At 58.7% G+C, this 12372-nt stretch carries 11 protein-coding genes; 3 read left to right on the top strand and 8 right to left on the bottom strand.

Annotation, left to right across the window (positions count from 1 at the left end; all coding sequences use genetic code 11):
- The 4 genes from GYN01_RS06770 to miaB all read right to left on the bottom strand — a co-directional run bounded on the left by GYN01_RS06770 (position 1) and on the right by miaB (position 3810).
- On the bottom strand, positions 1-840 hold the full coding sequence (locus tag GYN01_RS06770; protein ID WP_048362388.1) for an HlyC/CorC family transporter: 840 nt from the start codon (positions 838-840) through the stop codon (positions 1-3).
- A gap of 41 nt (positions 841-881) precedes the next feature.
- Positions 882-1340 (bottom strand): rRNA maturation RNase YbeY, encoded by a 459-nt coding sequence (gene ybeY / locus GYN01_RS06765; protein ID WP_203306759.1) that lies wholly within the window; start codon positions 1338-1340, stop codon positions 882-884.
- Entirely contained in the window at positions 1333-2352 is a 1020-nt protein-coding gene (locus tag GYN01_RS06760; RefSeq protein ID WP_048362390.1) for a PhoH family protein, read from the bottom strand. The genes ybeY and GYN01_RS06760 overlap by 8 nt, the downstream gene beginning before the upstream one ends.
- 129 nt (positions 2353-2481) lie before the next feature.
- Entirely contained in the window at positions 2482-3810 is a 1329-nt protein-coding gene (gene miaB / locus GYN01_RS06755) for a tRNA (N6-isopentenyl adenosine(37)-C2)-methylthiotransferase MiaB (RefSeq protein ID WP_048362391.1), read from the bottom strand.
- A 132-nt stretch (positions 3811-3942) separates the two neighbouring features.
- Between miaB and GYN01_RS06750 the strand changes: the two genes are divergently transcribed.
- Positions 3943-4269, top strand: coding sequence for a DUF1820 family protein (locus GYN01_RS06750; protein WP_019411970.1), 327 nt, complete (start codon positions 3943-3945; stop codon positions 4267-4269).
- Between the two features lie 53 nt (positions 4270-4322).
- Here GYN01_RS06750 and GYN01_RS06745 read toward each other — a convergent pair whose 3' ends face one another.
- The 4 genes from GYN01_RS06745 to GYN01_RS06730 all read right to left on the bottom strand — a co-directional run bounded on the left by GYN01_RS06745 (position 4323) and on the right by GYN01_RS06730 (position 7849).
- Positions 4323-4871 carry a tetratricopeptide repeat protein gene (locus GYN01_RS06745; protein WP_048362392.1) on the bottom strand — a complete coding sequence of 183 codons (549 nt, stop codon included), beginning with the start codon at positions 4869-4871 and terminating at the stop codon, positions 4323-4325.
- A gap of 224 nt (positions 4872-5095) precedes the next feature.
- Positions 5096-6379, bottom strand: coding sequence for a glutamate-1-semialdehyde 2,1-aminomutase (gene hemL, locus GYN01_RS06740; RefSeq protein ID WP_048401468.1), 1284 nt, complete (start codon positions 6377-6379; stop codon positions 5096-5098).
- A gap of 31 nt (positions 6380-6410) precedes the next feature.
- Positions 6411-7034 (bottom strand): thiamine phosphate synthase, encoded by a 624-nt coding sequence (gene thiE / locus GYN01_RS06735; RefSeq protein ID WP_048362394.1) that lies wholly within the window; start codon positions 7032-7034, stop codon positions 6411-6413.
- Positions 7035-7051: 17 nt separating this feature from the next.
- Complete coding sequence (locus GYN01_RS06730; protein WP_048401464.1) at positions 7052-7849, bottom strand: hydroxymethylpyrimidine/phosphomethylpyrimidine kinase; 798 nt, start codon at positions 7847-7849, stop codon at positions 7052-7054.
- Between the two features lie 289 nt (positions 7850-8138).
- On the opposite strand from GYN01_RS06730, the gene GYN01_RS06725 reads away from it, so the two are divergent.
- Positions 8139-10511, top strand: a complete 2373-nt coding sequence (locus tag GYN01_RS06725; protein ID WP_203306758.1) for a hybrid sensor histidine kinase/response regulator — start codon at positions 8139-8141, stop codon at positions 10509-10511.
- Between the two features lie 75 nt (positions 10512-10586).
- The gene (locus tag GYN01_RS06720; RefSeq protein ID WP_048401460.1) at positions 10587-12236 is read left to right on the top strand and encodes an acyl-CoA dehydrogenase family protein; all 1650 of its coding nucleotides are present in this window, start codon (positions 10587-10589) and stop codon (positions 12234-12236) included.
- The last annotated feature ends 136 nt before the right edge of the window (positions 12237-12372 follow it).

Here is a 12372-nt window from a genome sequence, read left to right as displayed (position 1 = left end):
TTAGCGGGCGATAGGCGTCAGGCGAATCAAGTGAATTCGGCGGCTGTCAGCATTCAGGATGCGGAAGCGGTAGGGGCCGATTTCAGTGATTTCATTGCGTTTTGGCAAGTGCCCGAACGCACTCATGACCAAGCCGCCGACGGTGTCGAACTCATCGTCGGAGAAGTCACTGTCGAAGAACTCGTTGAAGTTTTCGATAGGGGTCAGGGCTTTGATCAGGAAGTCGCCGCTGGGCAGCGGCTTGATGTAGCTGTCTTCTTCGACATCATGTTCGTCTTCGATATCGCCGACGATCTGTTCGAGAACGTCTTCAATCGTCACCAAACCCGCCACGCCGCCGTATTCGTCGATCACGATGGCCATGTGGTTGTGGTTGGCCCGGAACTCACGCAGCAACACGTTCAGGCGCTTGGACTCGGGGACAAACGTCGCCGGACGCAGCAAATCCTTGATGTTGTACTTGTCGCCGTTCTCTTGAAGGATCAGCGGCAGCAGGTCTTTGGCCAGCAGCACGCCAAGTACCTCGTCGTGGCTGTCGCCGATCACCGGATAGCGCGAGTGGGCTGCGTCAATGATCGCCGGGAGAAATTCGCGGGGTGTCTGGGTCGCCTTGATGCTGATCATCTGCGAACGCGGCACCATGATGTCGCGGACTTGCAGGTCAGCCACTTGAATGGCGCCTTCGACGATGGCCAGCGCTTCGCTGTCCAACAACTTGTTTTGATGGGCTTCGCGCAGCAGCTCAAGCAGCTCCTGGCGGTTTTTCGGCTCATGGGCAAAGGCCTGGGTCAGCTTACCCAACCATGACTTTTGCCCGTTGCTCGATCGGTCTTCGCTCATAGCGATTTACTCGTATCCCTTGGTAATTTCAGTGGTGTTGATCAGTTTTCGTCGTCTGCGTACGGGTCCGGATGGCCCAGTTCAGCAAGCAACGTTCGTTCCAGTGCTTCCATTTCTTCGGCTTCTTCGTCTTCTATATGGTCGTAACCCAGAAGATGCAAGCAGCCGTGAATCACCAGATGAGCCCAGTGGGCGTCAAGTGCCTTGCCTTGCTCGGCGGCTTCGCGTTCAACCACGGCGATACAAATCACCAGGTCGCCCAGTAGCGGGATATCGAGGAATTCATCGGGCACGTCGGCCGGAAAGGACAGCACGTTGGTCGCGTAGTCTTTCTGGCGCCACGTGTGATTCAGTTCGCGGGCTTCAGGCTCGTCGACCAGGCGGATGGTCATTTCCGAATCGGCGCTGCGCTGGCGCAACGCCAGTTCGCACCATTGGCGGAACTGGGCTTCAGAAGGCGCGCCTGCTTCGCTCGCCCGTTGCAGGTCAAGCTCAAGCATCGTGGCGGTAATCCTTGGCAGCTGGCAGGGCGGCCAGTTTGTCGGCAGCGTCCTGCTCATAGCGGCCATAGGCCTCTACGATGCGTTGCACCAGCGGATGGCGCACGACGTCTTTGGACTGGAAGTGCGTAAAGCTGATGCCCGGCACATCCTTGAGCACTTCGATGACATGGTTAAGCCCTGACTTGGTGCCTTTAGGCAGGTCGATCTGGGTGATGTCACCGGTGATCACGGCAGTGGAGCCGAAACCGATACGGGTCAGGAACATCTTCATTTGCTCGACGGTGGTGTTCTGGCTTTCGTCGAGAATGATGAAGCTGTTGTTGAGCGTGCGACCGCGCATGTAGGCCAGCGGTGCGACTTCGATCACCTGGCGCTCGATCAGCTTGGCCACGTATTCAAAACCGAGCATCTCGTACAGGGCGTCGTACAGCGGGCGCAGGTACGGGTCGATTTTCTGCGACAGATCGCCGGGCAGGAACCCCAGTTTTTCGCCGGCCTCAACCGCCGGGCGCACCAGCAGGATGCGACGGATCTGCTCGCGCTCAAGGGCATCTACTGCGCAGGCCACGGCCAGATAGGTTTTACCCGTACCCGCCGGGCCAATGCCGAAGTTGATGTCGTTGCCCAGGATTTCTTTGACGTAGCGCTGCTGATTGATGCCGCGCGGGCGAATCATGCCCTTTTTGGTGCGCAACGAAACACTGGCTTCGGCCACGGGGTCGTTGGCGAGGTCCTGTACTGCGGATTCCTGCAAGAACAGGTGCACCATGTCTGGCGAAAGCTCGGTGGCTTTGGCCTCGCGGTACAGACGGCGCAGCAGGTTTTCTGCGGAGGACGTGATTTTTGGGTCGCCGATCAGTTCGAACTGATTGCCGCGATTGCGGATTTCGATCGCCAAGCGTTGTTCGATCAAGCGCAAATGCTCGTCCAACAGCCCGCACAGATTGGCGAAACGGCGAGCCTCAAAAGGCTCGAGGAGAAAACGATGTGGTTCGATGGGTGCGTTCAAAGTCGTTTTTAGCCGCCCTGAGGCAAATAAGAGGGTTTGAAGGATAACGCTAGCAGGTCATGGGCGAAAGGACTTCGCTGCAAATCAACTGTAGCCGCTGCCCAAGGCTGCGGCTACGTGAGGCACGGGTCAGTTCAACAACGAACCTCGCAGCGAATGCGGCTGGGCGGCATCGATGTGCACATCGGCAAACTGACCAATCAACTGCGGGTTGTCGCAGCGGAAGTTGACGATGCGGTTGTTCTCGGTACGGCCTTGCAGTTCGCCGGGGTCTTTTTTCGAGTAGTCAGTGACCAAAATTCGCTGGGTTGAGCCCACCATTTGTCGGCTGATTTCGAAACCTTGCTGGTTCAGTCGATGCTGCAAGGCGTTGAGGCGTTCCTTCTTGCGCTCTTCTGGGGTGTCGTCTGTCAGGTCGGCGGCTGGAGTGCCGGGGCGCTGGCTGTACACAAACGAATACGAGAAGTCGAAGCCGACGTCTTCGATCAGCTTCATGGTTTGCTCGAAGTCTTTTTCGGTCTCGCCGGGGAAGCCCACGATAAAGTCCGAACTGATGCAAATGCCCGGTACGGCAGCACGCAGTTTGCGCAGTTTGGACTTGTACTCCAGCGCCGTGTGGTTGCGTTTCATGGCCGACAAAATGCGGTCAGAGCCCGATTGCACCGGCAAATGCAGGTGCTTCACCAGCTCCGGCACTTCGGCATGCGCCTGGATCAGGCTGTCCGAGAACTCCAGCGGGTGAGAGGTGGTGTACCGGATACGTTCGATCCCGTCGATGGCGGCCACCACGCGGATCAGCTCCGCCAGGTCAGCCAGGCGGCCGTCTTCGGTCAGGCCGCGATAGCCGTTGACGTTCTGCCCGAGCAGGGTGACTTCGCGCACACCGTTTTCAGCCAGGTGAATGACCTCGCCGAGTACGTCGTCGAACGGACGGCTGACTTCTTCGCCGCGGGTGTAAGGCACCACGCAGAAGGTGCAGTACTTACTGCACCCTTCCATGACCGAGACGTAGGCGCTCGGGCCGTCGATGCGTGGCTCGGGCAAGTGGTCGAATTTTTCGATTTCGGGGAATGACACATCGACCTGCGGCAGCTTGGTGATGCGCGCAGCGTCAATCATTTCAGGCAGGCGGTGCAGGGTCTGCGGGCCAAATACCACGTCAACGTAGGGCGCACGATCACGGATGGCGGCACCTTCCTGGCTGGCCACACATCCCCCGACGGCAATCACCATGTCCGGGTTGGCCAGTTTCAGCTCGCGCCAGCGGCCCAATTGCGAGTAAACGCGGTCTTGGGCGCGCTCACGAATCGAGCAGGTATTGAGCAGGATGACATCAGCGTCTTCAGCGCGCGCCGTGACTTCCAGGGCCTGATGTTCACCCAGCAGATCGACCATGCGTGAGCTGTCGTACTCATTCATCTGGCAACCGTGGGTTTCGATGTAAAGCTTCTTGGCCATGGGTGTTCATCAAGTGGTTCAAAGAACCGCGCATTATAGGGGGCATAGCCGTTGCTTCCTAGCGCTGTGCGTCTGATGGCTATGCTATAGTTCGCGCCCTCTTTTATACCTTCAGATGTTTACCCGCCCACCATGACCAAACGTGAAGCTCCAATCTACAAGGTGATTTTCCTTAACCAGGGACAGGTGTTCGAAATGTACGCCAAGCAGATCTATCAAAGTGATCTGTGGGGTTTCCTGGAAGTAGAAGAATTCGTCTTCGGTGAGCGCACGCAAATGGTCGTTGATCCGAGCGAAGAAAAGCTCAAGGCTCAATTTGAAGGCGTGGTGCGCAGCTTTGTGCCGATGCATTCGATTGTGCGCATCGACGAGGTGGAGCGCCTGGGGACGCCAAAAATCAGCGAAGCCCGTGGCGTGAGCAATGTGATGCCGTTTCCGTTTCCGATGCCGGAGAAGTAGGGCTCAACCCCAGAGTTCTACCCGCTGGCTGGCGCTTGTGGTCGGGCGGTCAGTCAAGGCAGCGGCGAAAACGGCGAGCGGGCGTCCGTCGATTGCAGTTCCATCAGGTATTTGCGGAATATCTGCCCCAGCACCTGGGTCGCGGTTTCGAGTTGGTCACGGGGCATTTGCTCGGCCACTTCGTCGGCGGTGTCCAGTGCATCTTCAGCGCCGTTCACGGCCGCCATCTTCAACACGATATACGCCTGAATGTTATTGGCCGGTACGCCTTCGCCCTTGAAGAACATGGTGCCCAGTTTGAACTGGGCCATGGCGTGGCCTTGCAGCGACGCTTGTTCGAAATAGCTAAGGGCTTGATTGAGGTCGCGCTTGGGGTTGTTAACGTCGTAGTAGAACTCGCCTAACTCGTATTCGGCTTCTGCATCCCCCTCTTTTGCTGCTTGCACGCACGCGGCAAGCGCCTCTTCCAGATTTTCTGGCTGAGTATTGAGGGTGCAGCGACCCATCGCCGGGATCAACAACGAGTTACCGCCTGCCTGAGCAAGCAGCGGTTGTAGGAGCAACAGGCAGCCCAGTGCAAGGGCGCGGCCGGTGCGGTTCATGGGAATCGACGTACCTCTGGAAAGACGGGCAAGCCCGACCAAGGGATGTATAGGCGCGCATTATGAAATAAGCAGAGGCAACCTTACAAAGTCTTTACTCGTTTTTCTGCGCTACTAGTGTGATATCGGTTGATTTAAGACGATTTTGGACGAGCGGGTTAAAAGAACGGCTCATTACGGGCATAAAAACGGCAAGGGTCCTCACCCTTGCCGTTTTTTGTGGATTACTTCAGGGCGGCAAATGCGCGCTCGGCAGCGTCCAGCGTCAGTTTCAATTCGTCATCGCCATGGGCAATCGAGGTGAAACCTGCTTCGAAAGCACTCGGGGCCAGGTAAACGCCGCCTTCGAGCATCAAGTGGAAGAAGCGCTTGAACAGGTCCGCATCACTGGCCATGACGTCGTCGAAGGTAACGATGTCATCGGCGTTGCTGAAGTACAGGCCGAACATGCCGCCTGCTTGGGTCGTGACGAACGGGATACCGGCCGCATCAGCGCGTTGCTGCAAGCCATCGAGCAAGCGCGTGGTGTAATCGCTCAGTTCGGCGTGGAAGCCGGGGCGGCTGATCAGGCGCAATGTGGTCAAGCCTGCCGCCATCGCCAGCGGGTTGCCCGACAACGTACCGGCTTGATACACCGGGCCCAGTGGCGCAATGCATTCCATGATCTCGCGCTTGCCGCCGAAGCAGCCTACCGGCATGCCGCCACCGATGATTTTGCCGAATGTGCTCAGGTCCGGGGTCACGCCGTAGTGCGCTTGAGCACCGCCGAGGGCGACGCGGAAACCGGTCATCACTTCGTCAAAAATCAGCACCACGCCGTGCTTGTCACACAGGTTGCGCAGGCCCTGCAAGAAACCGGGGGCCGGTGGCACGCAGTTCATGTTGCCCGCTACCGGCTCAACGATGATGCAGGCCACGGTGTCACCGACCTCGGCCAGCAGCTTCTCAACGGCGTCGATGTCGTTGAAGGTCGTGGTCAGGGTGTGTTTGGCAAAATCAGCCGGCACGCCGCCCGAGCTGGGTACACCCTGGGTCAGCAAGCCGGAACCGGCTTTCACCAGCAGGCTGTCGGAGTGGCCGTGATAGCAGCCTTCGAACTTGAGAATGTTGTCGCGACCGGTGAAACCACGCGCCAGACGAATCGCGCTCATGGTCGCCTCAGTGCCGGAGCTGACCATACGCACCATTTCCATCGATGGCACGATGGCGCACACCAGGTCTGCCATTTCGGTTTCCATGGCCGTTGGCGCCCCGTACGACAGGCCGTGCTCCAGCTGTGCGCGCACGGCATCCAGCACGTCCGGGTGGCTGTGGCCCAAAATCATCGGGCCCCACGAACCGACGTAATCGACATAACGCTTGTCGTCTTCGTCAGTCACGTAGGCGCCTTCGGCGTGCTTGAAGAACAACGGCGTGCCGCCCACGCTTTTGAAGGCACGAACCGGCGAATTCACGCCGCCGGGAATGTGTTTTTGAGCGTTGGCAAATAGGGTTTCGGAACGAGACATGAAGGGCTCTCTCTGAATCAGGAATCGGTATTTAAAGTGACATCAAAGCGTTGAACGCACGGGCGCGGCGGGTAACTTCTTGTGGGCTCTCGGCGCCAAACAGGCCGTGCACCACCGCCAGTAAATCAGCACCGTGGTCGACCAGCGGAGCCGCGTTGTCCAGAGTAATGCCGCCAATCACACAGATCGGCAGTTTGATCCGCGCGCGGGCTTGATCGAGTACATCCAGAGTCGCAGTCGGTGCGCCGGGTTTGGTACTGGAGTTGAAGAAGCGGCCAAAGGCGACATAACTCGCGCCTTCTTTGGCCGCTTGTTCGCCCAGCTCAATTTGACTGTGGCAGGTCGAACCTATGATCGCCTGGCGACCCAGCAGAGCGCGGGCAGGCGTTAACGGGCCATCGGTTTGCCCCAAGTGCACGCCTACCCCTAACCGGGCCGCCAGTTCGGCATCGTCATTGATGATCAAGTGTGCGTTGTAGCGTGCACACAAGTCGCGCAATGCCTCGGCTTCGCGCAGGCGTCGGGCCTCGTCACTGCTTTTGTCGCGGTATTGCAGCAGGGTCAGGCCGCCATCAAGGGCTGCCTCGATATACGGCACCCACTTGCCGGCCAGCAATTGGCTGTCAGTGATTGCGTAAAGACCACGCAGTTTCATAAGTCGAGCCTCATGGGTTACGAGCAGAAGTCTAGCGGCAAGCGGCGCGGTACAAATTGCCCTTGGCCCAGTTGCTCGGCATCACGCAAGGTGCGCCATGTGTAATTGAGTGCCGTTTCAACCGCGCTGACCATGTGTTCGCCAATGGCCAGGCGGCCGGCCAAGGTACTGGCCAGCGTGCAGCCTGAGCCGTGATAGCTGCCAGGCAGGCGGTAGCAGGTGAAGGTATGACGGCTGCCGTCGCGGCTGTACAGGCGGTTATGAACTTCGTGCTCATCGCCGTGACCGCCGGTGATGAGCAAATGCTTGCAATATGGCAGGAGTTTTTCTGCGCATTCATCGGCACTGCCTTCAGGCAACTCAGCCAGAATGCGGGCTTCGGGCAGGTTGGGCGTAGCGATGGTGGCCAAAGGCAGCAGGCGCTCGCGCATGGCATAACCCACTTCGTCCTTGCCCAGCCGTCCGCCACCGCCTGCGCGCAGTACCGGGTCGCAGACCATTGGCAAGTGCGGGTGGGCTTGAAGCAGTTCGACCACTGTGTCGACCATCGCAAGCGAGCCGAGCATACCCAGCTTGAAAGCCGAAACGGGCGAGTCGCTGAGCACGGCATCGGCTTGAGCCAGCACCCACTCACGGTCCAGCACACGAAAATCGCGGACATTAACGGTGTTCTGCACAGTCAGGGCGGTGACCACCGGAGCGGCGTGACAACCTTGAGCCAGCAGGGCTTCGATATCTGCCTGCAAGCCGGCGCCACCACTGGGGTCATGGCCGGAGAGACAGAGGACAACAGGGCGAGAGCTGTAGATATTCATGGTGCGCGAGCTTACCACCAATCAGTTTTTACGGGCGGTTAGGACGCTGTGGAATTTTCTTTCGGATAATTCTGGAAAAAACGCTGACTCACCTCGTACTTAAAGTGCACTGAAAGTCGCTGTAATGCTCGATCTAGACGCTTCGCTTTGAATATTTAGGTGATGTGTATTTGCCATTAACGCCTGTGCTAGAGTGACCGCCAAACGAATAACAGGTAATGCTGGTTTACGTCGTCTCAAAAGGAAAGGAGGCTTACAGACGCAATCAGGCAGGCCATTTTGGGGCTGTATGCGCTATTTTTTTATTGTTCTGATGGGCTGGCTGCCAATGCTGGCCTGCGCAGTCGCCTTTGATGAGACCACTCAGCGCTTGCCGTTGGGCCGCGAGATGCACGTCTATGAAGACGTCGCAGGCCAGTCGACGATGGCCGACGTCATCGCCCACCCCGAACGGCTCAAACCCCATGACAAGGCCACGCTCAATGCGGGGTACTCGCATTCGGTGTTTTGGCTCAAAGTCGACCTCAGCTACCTGCCATTAGACCCGAGCGCCAATACCTCCTGGTTACTGGAGCTGGCGTACCCGCCGCTGGACCGTATTGACCTCTACCAGCAAAACGCCAGCGGTGAGTTTGAACTGACCCAGCGCACCGGTGATGGCCTGCCGTTCGACAGTCGCCCGGTGAAAGAAAACAACTACCTGTTCGAGTTGAATTTCACCCCCGGACAAACCCAGACCGTGTATTTACGCCTGGCCAGCGAAGGCTCTATCCAGGCACCGCTGACACTGTGGTCAACCAAGGCGTATCTGGAAGATCAGCCCGTTCGTATTTACATCCTCGGTCTGATTTACGGCGTATTGCTGGGCATGCTGGTCTACAACTTGTTTATCTATGTGAGCGTGCGCGACACCAGTTACCTCTATTACATCTTCTATATTGCCTCGTTCGGCCTGTACCAGCTGTCAGTCAACGGTGCAGCCGTGCAGTATTTCTGGCCCAACAACCCGTGGTGGGGCAACGCCGCCACCCCATTTTTGATTGGCAGCGCCGCCTTCTTCGGCTGCCAGTTCGCCCGCACCTTTCTGCACACCGCCACCCACAGCCGCTGGCTCGACCGGGCGCTGATGGTGTTGATGGCGGTCGGTGTGCTGGTGATGGTGCTGGCGCTGACCACCAGTTACGCGACGTCGCTGCGTTTGGCCACGGGGCTGGCGCTGGCGTTTATCTTTACCATTTTCATTGCCGGCATCGTGGCCTGGTGCCGTGGCCTGCGGGTGGCGCGTTATTTTGTCATCGCCTGGACCGCCTTTTTGCTCGGCGGGCTGGTTAACACACTGATGGTGCTGGGCTATTTGCCGAATGTATTCCTGACCATGTACGCCAGCCAGATTGGTTCGGCCATTGAGGTGGGGCTGCTGTCGCTGGCGCTGGCGGACCGGATCAACGCCATGCGCGATCTGCAAGCCAGGACGCTGCAAGAGTCCGGGCAAAAACTGGCGGCAATGAACCAGCAACTGGCCCGCACCAACCAGCTCAAAGATGAGTTTCTGGCCACGGTGACCCATGAGTTGCGCACGCCCATGAACGGGGTGATTGGCTCGCTGGAGTTGATCAAGACCCTGGACATGACGCCTGAACTTGAGCAGTACACCCACACCGGCGAGGGGTCTGCCAAAGCCATGATGGGCATGGTCAATGGCATCCTGACCCTGACCGAGCTGCAGGCCGGGCGCTTGGAGGCCCGTGCCCGGCCTTTCAGTCTCAACGAGATGATGCACGGTTTGCGCGAGCAATTTGGACCAAGAGCTGAAAGCCAGCGCCTGGCGTTCTCGTATGAAGTGGCGCGTGGCTTGCCGGATCAATGGATCGGGAATGCCGAGAAAATTCGCCAGTGCCTGGAATGTTTGCTGGATAACGCCATTAAGTTCACCCGCGAAGGTGGGGTGATTCTGCGCGTCACCGGCAAAACGGCCAGCCCCGGCCGTTGGACGTTGGCGTTCAATGTGATCGACAGCGGCATTGGCTTTGTTCATCAGGAAGATGCCGAGTTGTATCAGCACTTCTTTCAGGTGGATGGCTCCATGACCCGTGAATATGGCGGCTTGGGCATCGGGCTGTCGATTTGCCGACGTCTGGTTGAACTGCTCGGCGGGCGCCTGACTCATCATTCGCAGCCGGGGCAGGGGTCACAGTTTCAGCTCACCCTTGAACTGGAATCGCCCCCTGAGTCGGCGATGGTCCCACAGCCTGTGGTGCGAACGCCTGAGCAATGCGTCGTTTTGTTGGTGGAAGACAACAACGCCAACTCGCCGTTACTGCGGGGTATGTTGCTCAAGTTGGGCTATCGCGTGTTGAGTGCCGAAAGTGGTCAGGTGGCCATTGAAACGCTACGTCGCGAGCGCGTGGATGCCGTGTTGTTGGCGTGCCCGTTCAGCCATGTGTCGGGCGACTCAATGGGCAGTCAATTGCTGACGTTGGCGGCGTGTGCACGGTTGCCTGTGGTGGCGTTGTTCGAGTCAGAACCTGCGGCCAGCACCGCGCGTTCTCAGGTCGACGCAATTACCGACTGCCTGATCAAACCGCTGCGTTTTGAAGACCTGCAACAGGTCCTGGCGCAACGCTTGTTGCGTGACGGTGAGGGCATAAGCGTCGAGCTTTAGGCGGTTATGCCACTTGTGAAGACCGCGATGCGTGCTTCACTGGCTTCATTGGCATGACCCACAGGAGCCCGCGCAATGAACCTGCATCAATACGCCGAAACCCACGCTGTGACCAATCAGCCGCCCTCACTGGACGGCGTTAACCTGTACCGCATCGACCTGCCCTTGCAGCAGTGGGGGCAGCGGTTTGGCGCGGGGTGGGCACAATCGCGGATTGATGCGTATGGCGCGCTGGCCGGTGGCCCGTTGATGGCGGCGGGCTTTTTGGCCAATGAAAACAAACCGGTATTCGTCAGCCACGACCGCTTTGGTCATCGGATTGATCAGGTCGACTTTCACCCTGCCTACCATGAGCTGATGCGCACCGCGATTGAACACGGCCTGCCGTCTTTACCCTGGACCCATCCGCAACCCGGCGCCCACGTGGCTCGCGCCTCAATGACCTACTTGCACACCCAGGCAGAAGCGGGGAGTGGCTGCCCCCTGACCATGACGTTTGCCAGTGTGCCGGCGCTGCGTGTGCAGCCTGACGTTGCACAGGTCTGGCTGCCCAAGGTGCTCGCCACCGTGTACGACCCGCGTAATGTCGACATCAGTCAAAAGGGCGGTGTGACGCTGGGCATGGCCATGACCGAAAAGCAGGGCGGCACCGACGTGCGGGCCAATACCACGCGGGCTTACCCGGTCGGCGCACCGGGGCCGGGGCAGGCCTATGAACTGCTGGGCCATAAATGGTTTTGCTCGGCCCCCATGTGCGACGGCTTTCTGACCCTGGCCCAGACCGACAAGGGGCTGAGTTGCTTTTTGCTGCCGCGCCACCGTCCGGATGGCAGTCGTAATGAGTTCTATATCCAGCGTCTGAAAAACAAACTGGGCAACAGCTCCAATGCCTCCAGCGAAGTGGAATTTCGAGGGGCGCTGGCCTGGATGCTGGGTGAAGAAGGGCGTGGGGTACCGACGATTATTGAAATGGTCGCCATGACGCGTTTTGACTGCATGGTGGGGTCTAGCGCGTTGATGCGTCAGGCGCTGACCCAAGCCACTCATCATTGCGCTCACCGTTTGGTCGGTGGCAGGGTGCTGGCCGAGCAACCGTTGATGCAAAACGTGCTCGCGGATCTGGCGCTTGAAAGCGAAGCCGCGCTGGCCTTGAGTTTGCGCATGGGACAAGCGCTGGACCACCTGGACGATCCGCAGCAGGCCAAGTTCTCGCGACTGGTAACCGCCGTGGGCAAATATTGGATCTGCAAACGGGCGCCCGCGATGATCAATGAAGCGGCCGAGTGCATGGGCGGCGCAGGGTATGTCGAAGACAGTATTTTGCCGCGCCTGTACCGCGAAGCGCCGGTCAACTCTACTTGGGAAGGCTCGGGCAACGTGCAATGCCTTGATGTGCTGCGAGCACTGTCCAAAGAGCCGGGCGTGCTGGAGGCGTTGTTTATCGAGCTGGGTGACGGGCATGGCCATACAGGCTTGGCTCAGCACATTGCACAGCTTAAAACGGCGTTTAAAGACACCGACGACATTCAGTACCGCGCCCGGCAACTGAGCGAAGACATCGCCCTTGGTCTACAGGCCAAACTGTTGCTGGAGGCAGGAAACAGCGACGTGAGCGACGCCTTTATTGCCAGCCGCTTACAAGGCAGTGGCCGGGTGTACGGCACGTTGCCACGCGGTCTGAACGTGGCCGCCCTCGTCGCGCGCTCAACCCCGCCAGTGACCTGAGTCAGTGGCAGGTTTGACGGCCGCTACGCGACCGAATGCAGTCTCGCATGACGCGTCATCAGCCAGGGGAATGGCGGGATTGGCTAGTGCCTTTGGCCAACGATGCAGGCAAGATAAGCGCCTGCCCGTTCAGAAC

It is taken from the genome of Pseudomonas weihenstephanensis, from assembly GCF_016812185.1.
Taxonomy (GTDB): Bacteria; Pseudomonadota; Gammaproteobacteria; order Pseudomonadales; family Pseudomonadaceae; genus Aquipseudomonas; species Aquipseudomonas weihenstephanensis.
Note: the sequence above shows the minus strand (reverse complement) of the source record. Positions and strands in the feature narration are given on the sequence as shown.